We start from the raw sequence: 17,704 nt of genomic DNA, 5'->3' as shown, positions 1-17,704 counted from the left end.
TTGTCAGCAGAAGTTCCGGCTGACCGTCGTCAATCCGCCCAGCAAATGCGACATGTCGACAAGCCGTTGCGCGACGAGGTGGCGCACTTCGCCTTCGCATTGCCAGGTGCCGTAGACCGCGAGCAGCGATGCGCCGAGCGCTTCTTTTCGTTGTTTCTCGAGCAATGACGGCCAGACGATCACGTTCACATTGCCCGTCTCGTCTTCGAGCGTCACGAACATCACGCCCTTGGCGGTGCCGGGTCGCTGCCTGACGGTCACAAGGCCGCAGCCGCGCGCGAGCCCACCATTCGGATACGTTCGCAGCGTCGATGCCGGGATCAGGCGCTGCTCGAGCAGGATCGGGCGAAGCAACTCCAGCGGGTGACGCCCGAGTGTGAGTCCGGTCGACTTATAGTCGCTGACGATGTCTTCCGCTTCAGAGGGAGCGCCGAGTACCGGTGTGTCGTCTTCCAGGCGGGCGCCGGCCAGCATGTCCTTGTCGGGGACAGCCGCGACCGACTGCCATAACGCCTCGCGACGGTTTCCCGCGAGAGACGCCAGCGCGTTGGCGCTCGCCAGCACCTGAAGATCATGCCGGTCGAGTTGCGCGCGCCGCGCGAGATCGCTGACATTCAGGAACGGCCTGACCGCGCGTGCGGCTTCGATCCGCTCCGCCGCGCCGTCGCGCATCCCTCTGAGCAAGGACAAGCCGAGCCGCACGGCCGCCGCCTCTCCTTCACGACGTTCGAGAACGGAATCCCAGCCGCTGATCGTCACATCGACGGGCGCCACCTGCACGCCGTGCCGCTTCGCATCCTGGACGAGTTGCGAGGGCGAATAAAAGCCCATCGGCTGCGAATTGAGCATCGCGGCGAGAAATGCAGCCGGCTCGTGACATTTCAGCCAACTGCTTGCATACACCAGCAGGGCGAAGCTCGCCGCGTGGCTCTCGGGAAAGCCGTACTCACCGAAGCCTTTGATCTGCTCGAAAATGGCCTCCGCAAAGTCCTGTTTATACCCGCGCTCGCGCATACCGTTGACGATGCGGTCGTAATACTTCTGCAAGCCGCCCTTGCGCTTCCACGCCGCCATTGCGCGCCTGAGCTGATCCGCTTCGCCTGGCGTGAAACCCGCCGCGAGGATCGCGACCTGCATCACCTGCTCCTGGAAAATCGGTACGCCCAACGTGCGTCCGAGCGCGACTTTGAGCGCGTCGCTAGGGTAGGTGACAGGCTCGAACCCCTGCCGGCGGCGAAGATAGGGGTGAACCGCGCCACCCTGAATCGGCCCCGGCCGCACGATCGCGACTTCGATCACGAGATCGTAAAAGGTCCTCGGCTGGAGCCGCGGCAGCATTGACATCTGCGCACGCGATTCGATCTGGAACACGCCGATCGTATCCGCCTGCGAAATCATCTCGTAGGTGACGGGGTCCTCGACAGGAATGTCCTGCATCTCGAAACGCTCGCCGCGTTGCTCGGACACGATGTCGAGCGTGCGACGGATCGCCGAGAGCATGCCGAGCGCAAGCACGTCGATCTTGAGCAGCCCGAGCGCTTCGAGATCGTCCTTGTCCCACTGGATGGCGCTGCGATCGGCCATCGCGGCGTTCTCGACGGGCACGAGCCGCGTGAGCTTGCCGCGACTAATCACGAAACCGCCCGAATGCTGCGACAGGTGGCGTGGGAAATTCAGTATCTGCCCCGCAAGCGACGCCCACGCGACAATCAACGGGTTCTCCGGGTCCAGCCCCGACTCGCCGAACCGTTGCAACAGGTCCTGCGAATTGTCGAACCACTGATGGCTCTTCGCGACTCGGTCGACGATCTGCGGGTCGACGCCCAGCGCCTTGCCCGTTTCCCTCAGCGCGCCACGAGGCCGATACGTGGAGACCGCCGCCGCGATCGCCGCGCGGTCGCGTCCATACTTTCGATAGATGTACTGGATGACCTCCTCGCGCCGCTGATGCTCGAAATCGACATCGATATCGGGCGGCTCGCCGCGCTCCTTGCTGATGAATCGCTCAAACAGCATGTTGCCGCGCGAGGGATCGACTTCGGTCACGCCGAGGCAATAGCACACGGCGGAGTTCGCCGCGGACCCACGGCCCTGACACAGGATGTGCTGGCTGCGGGCAAAGCGCACGATGTCATAGACCGTCAGGAAATACGCCTCGTATTCGAGATCGCGGATCAATTGCAGTTCGTGCTCGACCTGTTCCTGCACCGCGTGCGGGATGCCGTGCGGAAACCGCCGATGCGCACCGACATACGTCTCCTGCCGCAAGTAAGCCTCGTGCGTAACGCCTGGCGGAACCAGTTCGTCGGGATATTCATACCTGAGTTCGTCGAGCGAAAAAGTACAGCGCTCCAGCACGCTCAATGTTTCGGTCAGCGCGTGCTCGGGATACAGGTTGGCGAGCCGTAGGCGCGAGCGCAGGTGCTGTTCGGCATTGGGCGCGAGATCGTAGCCGCATTGCGCGACGGGCTTGCCGAGGCGAATGGCCGTCATCGTGTCTTGCAGCGGCTTTCTCGACCGCACATGCATGACGACGTTGCCGGTCGCGACGACTGGCACCAGATGCCGGGAGGCAAGGTGTTCGACCGTGCCGCGATGGATATCGTCCATCGCGCGCTGATGCAGGGTCAGTCCCACCCAAGCCCGAGCCGGAAAGGTCGCTTTCATCCATTCGAGCTGCGCGGCGAGCGCGTCTTCGTTCGCAGGGAAATCGGGAATGAGGATCGCGAGGCAATTCGGCATGCCGCGCAGATGCGCATACGTCTTTTCCGGACGCGCGATGTCCTGCGGCGTCAGCAGATAGCTGCCCTTCGCCGCCCGCATGCGGCCGAGTGTAATCAGCTCGGACAGGTTGCCATAACCATCGCGGTTCTGAGCCAGCAGAATCAGCCCGAAGGCGGGGCGTTTGTCGGCGTGCACCAGCTTGAAATACGAGCCGATGACGAGCGGCAGCTTCTCTTCCTTCGCCTGCACATGAGCGCGGACGACGCCTGCGAGCGAACACTCGTCAGTGATGGCGAGACCCGAGTAGCCAAGCTGCGACGCGCGCATGACGAGTTCTTCCCCGCGCGACGCCCCATGCAGGAACGTGAAATTGGAAAAGGCGAAGAGCTCCGCATAGGCGGGCAGGGCGGAGAAAGGCGAATCCACGGGGTTTGGCTCATGTCATCCAAAGAGGCCGTGCAGGAACCAGCGCACTTCGTCCGAGGTGGCGCTCGGGCGCTCGCGGTAGATCCAGTAGCAACTCTTGTCGGCGGCTTCGGCGACGAAGTAGTCGCGCGCCGCCAGATCGCCGTCGAACCAGCCGGCCTCAATGCGCTCGCCCGTCGAAACGAGTTTCAGCGTCGATCCGTAGAACGGCCGGTGGTTTTTGATCATCAGACGCAGCGGCGTTTCGAGCAGCCACGTCGGGCGGGGCAGGTCGCAGGGCGGCGCTTCGGGCCTGGCTGCATCCTGGACCGATACCCAGCGGTTCGCGTGTTCCGGCCGGTGATCCGAGGTCGGCGCGGGGCGCAGCACGTTCTCCGGTCCCAGACGCGCGACGAGCAGTTCCAGCAGACGATTGTGGTCCTCCGCCGATCCGCCGGGGTCCGGGAAGAGGGTATCAGTGGGCGGTTCGGCGGCCTGGACTTTGGTCGCGGTGAGCCGCACGGCGATGACAGCCGCCGGAAGTTCGACCCGCCCCAAGCGCTCTTTCAACAGCCGCACGAGATGTTCTTCGTGCCAGGTCGGCTCGGCGAGCGCCAGGTCGATCGTGGTCGGCTCGATCGCCTCGCGTCCGCGTTCGTGTTCGAGCGTCACGCTCGCGTGCGTGAGCGCGAGTTGCTGCGCGCTCAGCCAGCCGCATAGCTGCACGACGAGCCGGCGAGCGGAGAACAGAATCGCCTCGGCATGTTCGACCCGGTCGGGCAGTTCGACGCGGGCGCTGAACGTGGGCGGCACATCCAGCCACGCGTACAGTTCCGGCGACAGCCCGTAGGCGCGGTCCAACGAATCCAGCAACTCCACGGAACACCTCTTTTTCAGCCCGGCGCGCGGCAGGCGCCGGATATCTTCGAGCACACGGCATCCGAGCCCGGCGAACCAGTCGGCGAAGCGGCGGATTTCCGGCACGACCAGGTATGGCAGCGAGTCGAGCTCACGCTCAAGGGAACGCATCTTGAGCACGCGGCGATGCCCGCGCTTGGCGAGCATCCAGGCGCCCTGACCGGTCGGGGCGACGCTCATGCGCACGCTCACGCCCACGGCGTCGACGATCTGCCTGATCTGATGGCAGATCCGCAGGATGCCGCCGAAAAGACGCAGGCTCGCCGACACATCGACTACGACCGTATCTTCTTCACAGACGGCCACCATCGGCGAAAAGCGCATCAGGGCGAGCGCGACCTCGCGCAGCATGTCCTGCTCGCGCACGGGCGCGCGGTCGTAGACGAGCGCATCGGGCGCGAGCGTCACGACGCCCCCGCGCTTCATCCCGAGCGAGACGCCCGCCTCCCGAGCCACCGCGTCGGCGATGGCGACCTTGTCCTTGTCCAGCACTACGCAGCCGTTCGCCGTCCTAGGCGACCACCTTGGACGGAATACCTCCAGCGAAAGCCGGGGCAGGTGAATGGCGACGAGTACGGCCATGAGGGCTGAGCAGAATCGGTGAGGGTTGGAGGGCGACGCTGAGCGTCTCGTTTCGTATCGGTCCTCGTCGCTTGACGACGTCGACGACGATGCCGCCATCGGCCGAACGCACACTTAGCCGCAACGTGGCCGGCGACGCATCCGCTGCGCTGGCGAGCGGCCGGACAAGGAGAAAAAGCGTCTCCGTCGCCTGCGCCGCGAGATGCAGCCGCCGCAGGGCCTCGGCGCGAATGTGCTGCTGCCAGAAGACCAACGCGCCGCAACTTCGTGCCCGCAGCACCTGTTCGGCGCACCAGAGGGCGTCGGCGGTCTTCGGCGCACGCAACTGGATCAGCTTGTCGAGCGGCAATCCCAAATAGGAGAACGCGAGCGAATTGGGCACGTGGGGTGCTTGCAGTAGCGCAACCGGCCGGCGGCTGAGTTCGGCGAGCGCCGGGCGCAACAGGCGAAGCTCACCTACGCCGGGCTGCTGCACCAGCAATTCGACGAGCGACCCGAGCGGCCATCCGCCGCCAGGCAACTCCGTCGAGAGCGCCGCGTAGCCCGTGTCGACCGTCTTGCCGTAGGCGCGCGCGAGCTGAGACCCGCGCCAGAGCGTTATTCCCCCCGACTCCGAATACATATTTGTGTCGAGCGCAGCATCGATGGAGCGCGCCCGTTCCTCGGGCGTGCGTAACTGCTGTGCGGCTAAGGCAGTCCGACTCACGATTTGGCTCCAGAAGTACTGTATAAATATACAGATATTCTAGCCCAAGTGTTTGAGTTTCCGGTTGGACGTCGAGTCCAACCTTCTTCGATTCCGCTCGCTATTTCCCGTCCCTAATTGATCGACCACGCACCGTCGCTGTGTCGTTTCAAGATTACTTGAATCTTTGAATCGACAGGTCTATGATGCCGCCATGGACTCGAACCTCGTTGTACGCGCGCTCGGCGCGCTCGCTCATGAATCGCGCCTGGCGATCTTCCGCGCACTGGTTGTCGCGGGCCCCGAAGGCATGCCGGCTGGTGAGATCGCTCAGCAGCTTGGCCTCTCGCCGTCTGGCCTGTCGTTTCACCTTAAAGACCTGTCGCATGCGGGCCTCGTCAACAGCGAACAGAAGGGACGGTTCATCTTCTATTCAGCCAACTTCGATGCGATGAACGGACTGCTCGGGTTTCTGACCGAGAACTGCTGTGCCGGCGCTGGCTGTTCCGTTCAAGGTGTGTCGCAGTGCCAAGGAGCTAAATCATGAAACGCATGCACATCCACGTTGCTGTCGAAGATATTGATGCGAGCACCCGGTTCTACGTCGCCATGTTTGGAGGCGCGAAACCGACGGTATCGAAGTCGGACTACCGCAAATGGGAGTTGAGCGATCCGAAGGTCAACTTCGCTATTTCGCAGCGTGGCGTAAAGCCTGGCATTGATCACCTTGGCATTCAGGTCGAATCGGACGAGGAACTCGCCGAGATGCGAGCGCGCTTCGCAAGCGCTGAATTGCCTGTCACGAATCAGACGGCGACGACCTGCTGCTACGCAAAGTCGGATAAGACCTGGACCGTGGACCCACAGGGCGTCCCATGGGAGACGTTTCAAACGCTTGAGCACGCCCCTGTTTATGGAGAGTCGCGCGATCGTTCGCGCGAAACCCGCGTTTCTTCAAATGCCTGCTGCGCGGGCGCAGATCTCAATCGGAGCAACACGTGAACGACAAGACCTACAACATTCTGGTCCTTTGCACGGGCAACAGCGCCCGAAGCATCATGGCCGAGGCGCTGTTTAACACGCTCGGCAAGGGCCGATTCCACGCGTTCAGCGCAGGCAGTCACCCGTCAGGCGCGGTCAATCCGTTTGCGCTCGAGCGCTGCGACTCGCTGGACTACGACACGGCCCGGCTGCGCAGTAAGAGCTGGGATGAATTCGGTGCGTCGGACGCGCCGCAAATGGACTTCGTGATCACCGTGTGCGACCAGGCGGCTGGCGAGGTGTGCCCGATATGGCCCGGCAAGCCGATCACCGCGCACTGGGGTTTTGAAGACCCTGCCGCATTCGTGGGCAGCGACGAAGAGAAGCGCGCGGTCTTCACCAAGGTCTATCGGCAGATTCTGACGCGGGTGAGCCAGTTTGTGAACCTGCCGTTATACGTACTCGATCGCAATGCAACCCAGAAGGAAGTGCGCGCGATTGGCGAACGTCCCGCCGAGGAATCCAATGAGCAGCACTGATTCGGTCGCTCGCGCGAGCCGTCCGGTCATCGGCTTCTTCGAACGATACCTGACGGTGTGGGTTGCGCTGTGCATCGTCGCGGGCATCGCGCTGGGCCAATGGTTGCCGTCGCTGTTTCAGGCTATCGGTCGCATGGAAGTGGCGCAGGTCAATCTGCCGGTGGGCGTGCTCATCTGGGTGATGATCATCCCGATGCTCATCAAGATCGACTTCGGTGCGATGGCGCAGGTCAAGGGGCACTGGCGCGGGATCGGCGTCACGCTGTTCGTGAACTGGCTGGTCAAGCCTTTCTCCATGGCGCTGCTCGGATGGATCTTCGTGCGCCACGTCTTCGCTCCCTGGCTGCCTGCAGCGCAACTCGACAGTTACATTGCCGGCCTCATTTTGCTGGCCGCCGCCCCTTGCACGGCGATGGTGTTCGTCTGGTCGCAGCTTTGCAAGGGCGATCCCTATTTCACCTTGTCGCAAGTGGCGCTGAACGACGCGATCATGATCGTTGCGTTCGCACCGATCGTGGCGCTGCTCCTTGGCCTATCCGCCATCACTGTTCCCTGGAACACACTCATCACGTCGGTGGGTCTCTACATCATCATCCCGATTGTTATCGCGCAGTTGCTGCGTCGCGTGCTGCTCGCGAAGGGTGAGGCCCACTTCAACCGCACGGTGTCGCGCCTCGGACCCTATTCGATTTGCGCACTGCTCACCACGCTGTTGCTGCTGTTCGCGTTTCAGGGGCAAGCAATCGTCCGGGAGCCGCTGGTCATTGCGATGCTTGCAGTCCCCATTCTCATTCAGGTGTTTCTGAACTCCGGGTTGGCCTATCTGCTGAACCGCAAGCTCGGGGTCGCGCACTGCGTGGCGGGTCCGTCGAGTCTGATCGGCGCGAGCAATTTCTTCGAACTGGCCGTTGCCACCGCCATCAGCTTGTTCGGGTTTCAGTCTGGCGCGGCGCTGGCGACAGTCGTTGGCGTGCTGATCGAAGTGCCAGTCATGCTGCTCGTGGTTGGCGTCGTGAATCGCTCGCAGCGCTGGTACGAGACGGCCTGAGGAGCGAGTGTGAGAGCCATCATCATTGCACACGAGACCGTCGGAAGTGACGCCGGTCTGGTCACGGCCCTGGTCCGTGACGGCCTCCCGGTCGATGACCTCAACGAACCGCAGCGCCGCTTTTTCGGGTTCACGACGCTTGCCGGTTCGCACGTCGGATACGGTGGCTTCGAACAATACGGGCGCGATGTGCTGATCCGCTCGGTGACAGTCGAGCCAGGCTGTCGAAGCAAAGGCATCGGACAGACTCTGGTTGCCGCGCTGTTGCGTAAGGCGTTCGACGCGGACGCCAGAACTGCGTGGCTCCTCACGACTGACGCACAAGCCTTCTTCGAGACGACCGGATTCAAGCTTGTGAGCCGCGAGACCGCGCCTGCCGCGATCCTCGCCACGCGCCAGGCCGTTGAACTGTGCCCGGCCACAGCGATTTTGCTCTCACGCCCCATCACCCCGTAGCCCATTTCATACGATGTCCACCGATCTTCCGAACGTCAGTCTTTCTCATCTCGACACGCCCGATCTCACAAAGCTCGAACCCCGGACGATCTCGGATCATCCGCCGCGCATCTTGCTGCTCTACGGTTCGCTCCGTCCGACCTCCTATAGTCGCTTGCTGACACTCGAGGCTGAGCGCATCCTTCGCCAGTTGGGCGCCGAGACCAAAGTGTTTGATCCACATGGTCTGCCACTCGCCGACAGCGTGCCCGCTGACCATCCGAAGGTCGTCGAATTGCGCGAAGCGTCCATCTGGTCCGAAGGCCAAGTGTGGTGCAGCCCGGAACGACATGGCGCGCTGACCGGCGTGTTCAAGAACCAGATCGACTGGCTGCCGCTCGACTCCGGAAGCATCCGGCCGACGCAAGGGCGCACACTCGCGGTCATGCAGGTGTCGGGCGGCTCGCAATCCTTCAACGCGGTGAACGCTTTGCGCGTGCTCGGCCGCTGGATGCGAATGGTGACCGTTCCCAATCAGAGCTCGGTAGCCAAGGCGTTCCAGGAGTTCGATGAGAGCGGTCGCATGAAGCCCTCGTCGTACTACGACCGTGTGGTCGATGTGATGGAGGAGCTGTATAAGTTCACGCTGCTCGTGCGCGACCGCTCAGACTACCTGACCAACCGATACAGCGAGCGTAAAGAGAAGGCCCCGGCATCAGTTTCCGTCCTCGCCAATGCAGCAATGAGCCATGAGCACAGCACACAGAACGCCGACACCGACGACAGTGAAGTCGAGTAATTCGACGGATCGCGCCGAATCACTGGCCACCTGGGCGCTCGCGCTCGCCCAACTGGTGTCGTGGGGCTCGGTCTACTATTCGTTTTCGCTGCTGGTCGTACCCATGGAGCAGACGATGGGCTGGAGCCGCACGTCCACGAATGCGGCCCTCTCGCTCGGACTGCTGGTCTCGGGTTTCGCGGCGTATCCGGTGGGCAAATGGATCGACCACGGGCTCGGACGTCGGGTCATGGCCATTGGATCGCTGATCGCGGCAGCCATGCTGCTTATGTGGTCGGCCACATCGTCGCTCACGATTCTCTTCATAGCGTGGATCGGCTTGGGCTTGTCGATGGCGGCGACCTTCTATGACCCGCTCTTCGCCGTGCTCACGCATCGCTATCCGCTGCGATACAAGACCAAGATCACACTGGTGACGCTCGTTGCGGGATTCGCGAGCACGGTTTTCATTCCGGTCACGCAGTTCCTCGTGGATGTGGCCGGTTGGCGTCTCGCGCTCGTGGCACTGGCCGCATGCAATCTAATCATTTGCCTGCCGATTCATGTCGTCGCGATCCGCTCCTCACGAATCGACCCGAACGCTTCCCAGCCGAGCGCGGAGCGCATGGCGGTCGATGCTGCGGCAACGCGACGTGCACTGCGCACGCCTACCTTCTGGGCGCTCGCGCTGTGCTTCACAACCTACTACGCGACCTTCGCCGCGCTCACATTTCATCTGGTTCCGTTGATGGTCGAGCGCGGCGTCACCAACACGGTTCTGGTCATCACCATGGCGCTGATCGGACCCGCGCAAGTCATCGCCCGCGCGGTCTGGTTCGCATTCGATCGCAAGGTCACCATCACGACAGTTGGTTTCATCGTGGTGACACTCTTTCCCGTCTCGACGGTCGTCCTGATTGTGGCTGGCAAATCCGCTGCGCTTTTGTGGATCTTCGCGCTCTGCTATGGCGCCGCCAACGGCATGATGACGATCCTGCGCGGCACGATCGTCCAGCAGTTTCTGTGGACGGAGGGCTACGGCGCGATCAGCGGCATGCTGTCGTTTCCGTCGAACATTGCGAAGGGCATCGCGCCCATCGCAGCGGCCAGCATCTGGGGACTGACGCATGGGTATGTCGCCGTCGAATGGACGGTGTTGCTTGTCTCCGCGCTATCCGCCGTCAGCTTTTTTATCGCAGCGAGGTGCGCGCCGGCACGGCTCTCTTATCGGTGAGTCGATTCGGGAGCAGCGATGACTTACAACGGTCAACGTGGTGACTTAAAGCGTGCGTAGGGTGTTGCTATTTCTGTCGAGCGATGTTCGTCAGCATCAGAGCAAAGGTCCTCACGGACGAAACCGGCGTCTACACTGAGATCCCCGCCCTGCTTGCCGCGACGGGGATACTCGAGCCGCTGATTGATTATTTCCTGCATAGAAGCCACGATCGCAGTCTGGAGTGGATGCGCAAGGTGACGCGATCGGTGCGGCTCTTTCTTGAGTACATTCAGCTCAACCCCGCCGAACGCGACCCTCATCAACTGTTTCAGAATTTCGCGAAGCGTCTGTACACAGGAACGTTCAATCGCGAAACAGGAATTGACGCCACGGGCCTTTGCTGGCCACCTCGCTCGCCGCACGACGCGGCACGCATCATCGTCCATTTGAGCGACTTCTTCAATTGGTTGGGCGAAATTCGTCCTGAAGCAGCCAGCGTCAATCCTCGGTACGTCGGCAGCACGTTAGATCGACAGCTCGATGAAGCCGCTTACCAATACCGTAGAAGCAAGGCCTTCCTTGGGCATACGTGGGCGTCGAATGCCACCGCGCGCGCCACAGGATATTGGCTTCGCTACCGGAGAATCCCGAAGGTCGCGCGAGGTGAGCCGCCAGCTTTTCCAGAACGTCACTTTGAAGCGTTGCTCTTCAAAGGCTTTCGCAACGGCGATCGTTACGACTATCGTGGCATCTTGATCACGCTACTGCTCCATGGCGCGGGATTTCGAGAGTCGGAGCCTTTTCACCTTTACGTTCAGGACGTATTTCCAGATCCACAGGATCCGCGTCAAGCCAAGGTCATCATCCACCATCCGCACTACGGGACCGCGCCTGCTGATTGGTGCGACGAGCGAGGACGACCGCGTAAATCGAACCGAGCAGAATACCTCGGCCAGCGCTTCGGCCTTGTGCCGCGTACAGACTTGATGGACCGTCGGCATGCTGGCTGGAAAGGCGGTATGCATGACGGTCCTTACTACAAGCAGGCGTACTGGTTCGTGCCGGAGTACGGCGAGTGGTTTCTGGAACTGTGGCATCGCTATCTGAAGCAGCTTGCGCATTTTGATCGGGATCATCCGTTCGCTTTCGTAAACCTGCGGCGCGCACCCTATGGTGCGATATACACCCTCACGCAATACAACAAGGCTCACGCGGCCGCGTGCAAACGCATTGGCCTCGAAGTTGGCAAGGCGCTTGGCACAACTCCGCACGGGCACCGACACGCCTACGGCCAGCGTTTGAAGCACGCGGGAATCGAGAAGCCGATGATTCGCCGCTTCATGCATCACGCATCGATCGAGAGCCAGGAGATCTACACACAACCAAGCTTTAGCGAAGCCCGAGAAGCACTTCAGCAAGCGGCGCACCGGCTGGATGGACTTCTTACGACGCCTTTGTCGGATTTGGTCCGTTCATCTGACTAGCCACATCTCCACGTGACCGAGCAAACACATGTACAAGACCTCTCCAACTAAACCCAAGGGGCGTCGCAAGGCGGCAAGGACCGAGCGCAGCATGCGACGCGATTCGGATGCAACCCTGGCCTGGGTGGTGGAGTTCTATCCAGAACTTGCAGCCTGGAGAGTCTTCGCCTTGGAGTGGCTCGGTGGGGAAACGCATGGTCTACACCAAAGACTGCAGGCCCTATCGACTTTCTTCGAGCGCTACCTCATTCTGCAGAGCCTGCCGCTGGACCCGAGTGTATTCCTGGCGCAAACGACACAGGTTCCAGAATTTCACCGAACGGCGTGTCCTGACTCTCCTTGGGGCATCAGCGCGAACAATCTTATCCACGCTTTTCTGCAGTTTGTGTTGCTTCGGCATTTCAGTCAGATTGGTAAAGACGACGACGCCGTATTAATGCAGGGCTATCACAACCCGGTACGTCGTATGTCGAAAGCGGGGTTGCCGAAGCGCGGCGAGAGCGTTTATTCACCGCTGCCTTATGGCTACATCGACCAACTTCGGCAGATGCTGGCGGCGGGACCCCATTTTCGCGATTGGCAATGGGCACACGGTGCGCTCGGGAGCAAGATCGGCCATATGGGTGCGAGCGCGCCTGATTGGCTCGACGTGACCGAAGACGAGATTGATCGCGACGATCCGGATTGCGTCTGGCGCATGCGTAAGCTGAGTCGAAACTATCGCGGTGGTCAAGTGTTGCAGATGTGGAGTCCAGTCCGATGGGTTGCACTGCTTGTGAAGCTTATCTTGCCGTTACGAACTAGCCAAGTCCGCGTACTTGACTCCGGAGAGGCAGACACCTGGCGCTATGCGGCAGGACGTTGGGAACGAAACAGCAGCGAGATTGCAGAAGGAAGCGAATCTCGACCGCTACAGCAGGGTGTGTTCCGGCGCGACTATGATCGTAACAACAACGAGAACGCACTGGCGGTCCTCTATATCAACACGAACAAGACCGCCGACGTCTCTAAGTCAGGGCCAGAGAAGGGCTATTTGCTGCCGTGGACGCACGGCGGAGCGGTTCACCAGAATGTTTTCTACTGGATCGAGAAGCTGCGCAACTGGCAAGAGAAGTACAACCCCATCTCGCGTCGGACCTCATGTGCAGAACTTGATCGTCGACATATCATCGCCAAGACTGATTTTCAGTTGGCGCGCTATCCTGACGCGTGCTTTCTCTTCCGATTGCCAGAATATCCAACGGCACGAATGCGTAACTTTCCGCTTCAGGATCAGGCGCTCAATTCGTGCTGGTTCTATTTGCTGAAGGCATTCGAATCACGGCTCGCCGGGCGTTCCGAGACTCACCACAACGGAACACCGATTCGGCTGCTGCCGCCCCAGTCCAAGAAGAGGACGTTGTTCCCACTTCACAGTTTGCGAGTCTCCCTTGTCACTGCGCTGGCCTTGGAAGGACAGGTGCCGTTCCCTGTGCTGCAGAAGCTTGTCGGTCATAGCCGGTTGGTTATGACCTTGTACTACACCAAGCCTGGAGCCACCCATATTCGCGACGTCCTCCTCGATGCGAAGGCTCGCCTGGATGCAAATAAGAATGCGAGCATTCAGAACTTTCTGCTCGATACTGCACACGACGAACTTGTCCGAAGTGCGATCTGCAATAGTGTGAGCAGTGTTGAAGATGCAATCCCTGAGCATCCAGCGGCGAGAAACGCGTTGGGCTGGATGCCAATGCACCACGGCCTGTGCCTCGCTGGAGGAAACGCCAGCGATTCGATGGAAAATCGTTCGATTGGCGGATGCCACAACGGAGGTCCGATGGTTTTGCCAGGGACTGCCGTTGGCAACGCAAAGCACGCTCCCGTTCCGGGAGGGAATCGCAACTGCGTTCGATGCCGCTGGTTCGTGACGGAGCCTCACTACCTTCCATCGCTCGCCGCGCACTTCAACACGATCGCCTACCATTTCGACGAGGCCCGCAATGCTTGCCTCGCGAATGAACGCGTGCTTCTTGACCTAAAGAAGCAGAAGGCTGACGCTGAAGACGCCGGCGAGGTCTTCCTTCATCTCGATGCCTTTCGGCAAGCAGAGCGCGTGTGGGAAGGATCGATGAAGCGATTCAACGACTTCGCGGAGGATCTCACCGCTTGTTGGCGGCTCATTGAGCGCTGCAAGGCTGCGCTCGACCGGGCCGTCGAAGACTCTACTCAACTAGTGGCGGTGGGCACCGCGAGCGATGTGCACATCGCGTTCGAAGAGACCGAATCGGAATTGCTTCAGCTCGCTGGAGTTTGCGAAGACGTCGAGCTCTATCCGGATCTCGATGCAGGCAAGGCAGTATTCCGTCGTAGTCAGTTGCTCGATGCTGTGCTTTATCGAGATCACCTTGCGCCCGTTTTCATGACGCTGGCCGAAGAAGAGCAACTCCGCGTTGGCAACGCATTCATGCGCCGTCTCGCGCGGCAGATGAACCCCGCCAATCCCGTGCTGGGAACGCGGCAGGTCATCAACCTGATGGACGCCGGCCGGAGTCTGAGCGAGCGATTTGGCGTTGATTTCGCCACGTTTCTGCCGGAATGCAGTGCCGCCCGCATGCTCAAGCGCAAGCCTCAACGAATCGACGAGTCGCAAGAATGAACAGCGCGACATTCGACCACCCGAACGTGCTTCTCGGCACGCTGCTCGCCAAGGGTGGTCGCGCCCATCGGCTTGCTAGGCTAAAAGCGCTGCACGAGATTTGTCGCAGGCATCAGGAATCAGGCTCGCGCGATTTTTCTCTCTCAACCATTGGTCGCCTGGCGGAGGCGGAAGGCATCCTAAAGGGGCGCGTCCTCTACAACATGCAATCGGCAGACTACCGCAAGCTGATTTCGGCCTGGGCGACGTATGCCGGGCCACCGACACTTCGACCATCGAAACCGCTGGCAAGCCACGAATACCTCATGCGTATTCACGACCCCGCGATCCGCTCCATCATGCAAGCAATCATCGGGGAACGAGACAAGCTCCGGGCCGAGGTCAACCTTCTGAAATCCAACGCTCAAGTCGTCGTGGATCGACGCCCAATCGGTGTGCGCGCGTCAGGAGCCGCCATCGCGTTGCCAACAACGACGAACGGCCACAACGCGCAGCTCACTCCTTCAGAACGTGAAGCGCTGGGGAAGGCGGTCTCTGCCGACTACCTCGAAAGACATGGCTTACACGAAGGCAGCCATGGCGAGATCGTGAACGAACACGGTCGGACTGTGTTCGATGTCGGCTTCGCGCGTGCAATACGAAAGATCCTCGGAGCCTGAACAGCCGATAACCGAAACGATGTAGTTCGATGTATGCATACATCGAAACGGAGAGTCCTTGGCGACCCCATCGCAGAACGCTTTCACGCTTTTCGCTCTCAAATTATGTACTCCACGGGTATAGGTCCAGAGCGCGGGGTGGATCGACTCGACGTGTTTTGGCAGGGCGGACATGGCGGCGATGTACAATTGTACTGTATGGATGTACAGTACTTTACATCGAAAACGCGAACAGTGAATTGCCCCTTTTTAGTCGCCGGCAGGCCATCGAATGGATATCCTTGTAGCGGCGCGCATCGACGCAACGCTCGCTTTGACTGCGTCCAGGCCGCGGGTAAATCGGTCGATGGAGCCGCCGCGGACGCTCAGACGAGCTTTTCGGTGTTCAAGACCACGTACCAAAGGCGCAAAGGGCGGATAAAGTCAGCGAATGATTTCAAAGGCGTTCGCCGTCAAGCGCGTCATTCACACGCACTATCGCAGAACGTGTGACGGGCAGTGGGCTTGGCAACAAGACGTGGTCAGCAGCGATGGAAACGCGCGCCTCGTCCGCAAACAACGTGGGACGTCCGAGCGAGAATGTAGGAGAGAACAGGGATGGCTGAACACGAGATCGATGATCGGCCGGACTCACGCGCCGAGTTACTGTGTTTCCTGGTAGCGACGGCCGCGGCGTCGCGTTCGCTCACGCACGAGTGGCGCGTGGATCACGTCGTCGAAAGCTGTCGCATCTGGCTTGCCCGGCATGCGGTCGTGATGCACTGGCTCGAACGCGTCAAAATAGGGCAGTTGGCGTTGCGGGTCGCCCGGCGCGATTTGCGTAGCGCGGGAATTACGGTTCGGCAATCGGATGTCCAAGCCCTCTTTACGGGCGAGATGGGTCTGAACCATGCGAGCACCGTGGTGCAGAAAATGATGACCCTGTGTGCTGCTTTGACGGCAGCAGAATAGAGGAACGAGCTGGCAGCGAAGTCGCACACGGTGGGATCCGGCGGCTGTCAGCGCAAACAGATTTCTGACGCCAAGCGCTAGACCGCTAGCGCTTACGCAGCCGCCGATTTTTATAGAAAGCGCACAGGTGTGAAGTGGATACGAACGTTAAGACCTTGGAGACGGTCTCGCGCGGCGGGGATGCCGTTCAGTTTGAGATCGAGATGCGTGGGAAGAGATGCACGTGTTCCATTTGCCGCGAGGCGCTCGAGGATCACTTCTGGCTCGGACGGCATGCCGACGAGGCTCGCCTGCTTCATGCGTTTTCAGACGGTCGAAAGAGAATTGTCGCAATGGCTGAACGCAAGGCCCGTCGCTTGGCAACCGAAGTGATTAAACTTACCTCACAGGACTTCGAACGGTAGAACCCGGACGCGCGATGACGAAGAGCGAGAATAAATCAAGCGAGGCGAGGGCGCTTGGGCGTGTCGCGAATGCCGCGCGTGAAGTGCAGGCTGCCTCGATTGCACTTGAGGCACATTTTTCAGACGGCGCCCCGGATGCTTCGACCACACTTGGATTAGCGCGGTTCGCCGCCGCAATGCAGGAATTGAAAGACGCTCGCGAAGCGTTTGATGTGTTGATGATTGGACGAGAAACGAAGGGTGCCCAGTAATATCGTTGAAGCGTTGTTACGTCCGGGTGACTTTGCAAATGCCGAAACATCCGAGCCTTTGCAGACTGCTTATCGGCCATAGCGGACGCTCGCCGTTCAGCCGACGTGCGGCCGATGCGTGTCGCATTGCTGTCATTGGCGACGTGGAAAAGGTTGGATGTCGGCTTCCAGGAGCTGCGGACGAGTCTGAGTAGAATCAGACCAGCCACGCTGGATCCGAAGCTCGTGTCGGCCCTCACCTTCACGTTTGGCGAGACGAAGTTGCCGAGGTTGCCGATCGTGTTCACCATCGCAACGCTGAAGACCGCCGCTATTCCGCCGAGGTGGTCCGTGAGCATCGTCCAGAAGATCGGTTGAACCTCCCACAGTCCCACGACGGCGACGCATAGCGCGATCACCGCGACGAGCGGCGAAGCACCGACCGTCACGAACATGGCGACAGCCGCAATAGCAAGACTCGCGCAGCCGAAAAGCGTCAGGCGTCCCGCGCGTCCGGCGGCTTTCGAGACGGCGTAGGTCGCGATCAGTGCACACGCCCACGGAATCGCCACGACAAAGCCTACCACCGTCTTCGGCCCCGTGACCAGCTCAGTACACCACTAAGCGAACGGCCCGCGCCTGGCTGTATCATGAGCAGTTGCGCGACATTCTCGAACTCAAGCAAATTCATGTCGTCTCTGAGATGTTGCAGCAGTGGTGCACCAATGTCATGCGCTCGAAAGTCGAACCATGAAAGACGTCGCACGGTCGATTTGTCGACACTTTGACGGCATCGTGGCGTGGACTCAGACTCGACAGACCAACGGCGTCCATCGGAGCCATCAATGGCTTGTTTCAGGCCGCCAAGCGCAAGGCGCGTGGCTACACGCGCTTCAAAACCATGCGAACGGTGCTGTCCTTATCGCTGCCAACCCGACTTCTCCGCGTTCAACTCGCATGCCCGCTGAGCCCCGTTAGTCGAGTAGCGCAAGGGAATCGCACCCTCACGCTCTCACAGATCCGGACGTGA

At 60.7% G+C, this 17,704-nt stretch carries 16 protein-coding genes and 1 pseudogene; 13 read left to right on the top strand and 4 right to left on the bottom strand.

Annotation, left to right across the window (positions count from 1 at the left end):
- Positions 1–3 precede the first annotated feature (3 nt).
- From QCE69_RS35840 to imuA, 3 genes are read right to left on the bottom strand one after another with little or no spacing between them, the layout of a single operon-like run.
- Positions 4–3,150 carry an error-prone DNA polymerase gene (locus QCE69_RS35840; RefSeq protein WP_309935663.1) on the bottom strand — a complete coding sequence of 1,049 codons (3,147 nt, stop codon included), beginning with the start codon at positions 3,148–3,150 and terminating at the stop codon, positions 4–6.
- Between the two features lie 15 nt (positions 3,151–3,165).
- Positions 3,166–4,629 carry a DNA polymerase Y family protein gene (locus tag QCE69_RS35835; RefSeq protein ID WP_309935662.1) on the bottom strand — a complete coding sequence of 488 codons (1,464 nt, stop codon included), beginning with the start codon at positions 4,627–4,629 and terminating at the stop codon, positions 3,166–3,168.
- Complete coding sequence (gene imuA, locus QCE69_RS35830; RefSeq protein WP_309935661.1) at positions 4,559–5,335, bottom strand: translesion DNA synthesis-associated protein ImuA; 777 nt, start codon at positions 5,333–5,335, stop codon at positions 4,559–4,561. The genes QCE69_RS35835 and imuA overlap by 71 nt, the downstream gene beginning before the upstream one ends.
- 193 nt (positions 5,336–5,528) lie before the next feature.
- On the opposite strand from imuA, the gene QCE69_RS35825 reads away from it, so the two are divergent.
- The 12 genes from QCE69_RS35825 to QCE69_RS35770 all read left to right on the top strand — a co-directional run bounded on the left by QCE69_RS35825 (position 5,529) and on the right by QCE69_RS35770 (position 16,444).
- Positions 5,529–5,861, top strand: a complete 333-nt coding sequence (locus QCE69_RS35825) for a metalloregulator ArsR/SmtB family transcription factor (protein ID WP_309935660.1) — start codon at positions 5,529–5,531, stop codon at positions 5,859–5,861.
- Complete coding sequence (locus QCE69_RS35820) at positions 5,858–6,316, top strand: ArsI/CadI family heavy metal resistance metalloenzyme (RefSeq protein ID WP_309935659.1); 459 nt, start codon at positions 5,858–5,860, stop codon at positions 6,314–6,316. The genes QCE69_RS35825 and QCE69_RS35820 overlap by 4 nt, the downstream gene beginning before the upstream one ends.
- Complete coding sequence (locus tag QCE69_RS35815; protein ID WP_309935658.1) at positions 6,313–6,834, top strand: arsenate reductase ArsC; 522 nt, start codon at positions 6,313–6,315, stop codon at positions 6,832–6,834. Before QCE69_RS35820 ends, QCE69_RS35815 begins: the two co-directional genes overlap by 4 nt.
- The gene (gene arsB / locus QCE69_RS35810; protein ID WP_309935657.1) at positions 6,821–7,882 is read left to right on the top strand and encodes an ACR3 family arsenite efflux transporter; all 1,062 of its coding nucleotides are present in this window, start codon (positions 6,821–6,823) and stop codon (positions 7,880–7,882) included. The genes QCE69_RS35815 and arsB overlap by 14 nt, the downstream gene beginning before the upstream one ends.
- Positions 7,883–7,891: 9 nt before the next feature.
- Positions 7,892–8,338 (top strand): arsenic resistance N-acetyltransferase ArsN2, encoded by a 447-nt coding sequence (gene arsN2, locus QCE69_RS35805; protein WP_309935656.1) that lies wholly within the window; start codon positions 7,892–7,894, stop codon positions 8,336–8,338.
- A 13-nt stretch (positions 8,339–8,351) separates the two neighbouring features.
- Positions 8,352–9,116, top strand: coding sequence for an arsenical resistance protein ArsH (arsH, locus tag QCE69_RS35800; RefSeq protein ID WP_309935655.1), 765 nt, complete (start codon positions 8,352–8,354; stop codon positions 9,114–9,116).
- Complete coding sequence (locus QCE69_RS35795; RefSeq protein ID WP_309935654.1) at positions 9,067–10,329, top strand: MFS transporter; 1,263 nt, start codon at positions 9,067–9,069, stop codon at positions 10,327–10,329. The genes arsH and QCE69_RS35795 overlap by 50 nt, the downstream gene beginning before the upstream one ends.
- 83 nt (positions 10,330–10,412) lie before the next feature.
- On the top strand, positions 10,413–11,795 hold the full coding sequence (gene gmtY / locus QCE69_RS35790) for a gamma-mobile-trio recombinase GmtY (protein ID WP_309935653.1): 1,383 nt from the start codon (positions 10,413–10,415) through the stop codon (positions 11,793–11,795).
- A gap of 28 nt (positions 11,796–11,823) precedes the next feature.
- Entirely contained in the window at positions 11,824–14,430 is a 2,607-nt protein-coding gene (locus QCE69_RS35785) for a VPA1269 family protein (RefSeq protein ID WP_309935652.1), read from the top strand.
- Positions 14,427–15,089 carry a gamma-mobile-trio protein GmtX gene (gmtX, locus tag QCE69_RS35780; RefSeq protein ID WP_309935651.1) on the top strand — a complete coding sequence of 221 codons (663 nt, stop codon included), beginning with the start codon at positions 14,427–14,429 and terminating at the stop codon, positions 15,087–15,089. Before QCE69_RS35785 ends, gmtX begins: the two co-directional genes overlap by 4 nt.
- A gap of 597 nt (positions 15,090–15,686) precedes the next feature.
- A complete protein-coding gene (locus QCE69_RS35775) occupies positions 15,687–16,040 on the top strand; it encodes a hypothetical protein (protein ID WP_309935650.1) in 354 nt (117 codons plus the stop codon).
- Positions 16,041–16,174: 134 nt separating this feature from the next.
- Complete coding sequence (locus QCE69_RS35770; RefSeq protein WP_309935649.1) at positions 16,175–16,444, top strand: DUF1488 family protein; 270 nt, start codon at positions 16,175–16,177, stop codon at positions 16,442–16,444.
- On the opposite strand, the gene QCE69_RS35765 is transcribed toward QCE69_RS35770, so the two are convergent.
- Positions 16,419–17,246 carry a hypothetical protein gene (locus QCE69_RS35765; RefSeq protein WP_309935648.1) on the bottom strand — a complete coding sequence of 276 codons (828 nt, stop codon included), beginning with the start codon at positions 17,244–17,246 and terminating at the stop codon, positions 16,419–16,421. The genes QCE69_RS35770 and QCE69_RS35765 overlap by 26 nt on opposite strands.
- A gap of 35 nt (positions 17,247–17,281) precedes the next feature.
- Here QCE69_RS35765 and QCE69_RS35760 point away from each other — a divergent pair.
- Positions 17,282–17,642: pseudogene (locus tag QCE69_RS35760) on the top strand (transposase); the annotation flags it as partial.
- Positions 17,643–17,704: the final 62 nt, after the last annotated feature.

Origin of the sequence: Caballeronia sp. LZ032, assembly GCF_031451315.1 — a bacterium.
In the GTDB taxonomy this organism is placed as follows: Bacteria; Pseudomonadota; Gammaproteobacteria; order Burkholderiales; family Burkholderiaceae; genus Caballeronia.
Note: the sequence above shows the minus strand (reverse complement) of the source record. Positions and strands in the feature narration are given on the sequence as shown.

Bases quoted from the DNA above. Each gene is read 5' to 3' on its own strand.
- QCE69_RS35835 (WP_309935662.1), bottom strand. From the start codon at position 4,629: ATGGCCGTACTCGTCGCCATTCACCTGCCCCGGCTTTCGCTGGAGGTA.
- QCE69_RS35825 (WP_309935660.1), top strand. From the start codon at position 5,529: ATGGACTCGAACCTCGTTGTACGCGCGCTCGGCGCGCTCGCTCATGAA.
- QCE69_RS35820 (WP_309935659.1), top strand. From the start codon at position 5,858: ATGAAACGCATGCACATCCACGTTGCTGTCGAAGATATTGATGCGAGC.
- arsB (WP_309935657.1), top strand. From the start codon at position 6,821: ATGAGCAGCACTGATTCGGTCGCTCGCGCGAGCCGTCCGGTCATCGGC.
- arsH (WP_309935655.1), top strand. From the start codon at position 8,352: ATGTCCACCGATCTTCCGAACGTCAGTCTTTCTCATCTCGACACGCCC.
- QCE69_RS35795 (WP_309935654.1), top strand. From the start codon at position 9,067: ATGAGCACAGCACACAGAACGCCGACACCGACGACAGTGAAGTCGAGT.
- gmtY (WP_309935653.1), top strand. From the start codon at position 10,413: ATGTTCGTCAGCATCAGAGCAAAGGTCCTCACGGACGAAACCGGCGTC.
- QCE69_RS35785 (WP_309935652.1), top strand. From the start codon at position 11,824: ATGTACAAGACCTCTCCAACTAAACCCAAGGGGCGTCGCAAGGCGGCA.
- gmtX (WP_309935651.1), top strand. From the start codon at position 14,427: ATGAACAGCGCGACATTCGACCACCCGAACGTGCTTCTCGGCACGCTG.
- QCE69_RS35775 (WP_309935650.1), top strand. From the start codon at position 15,687: ATGGCTGAACACGAGATCGATGATCGGCCGGACTCACGCGCCGAGTTA.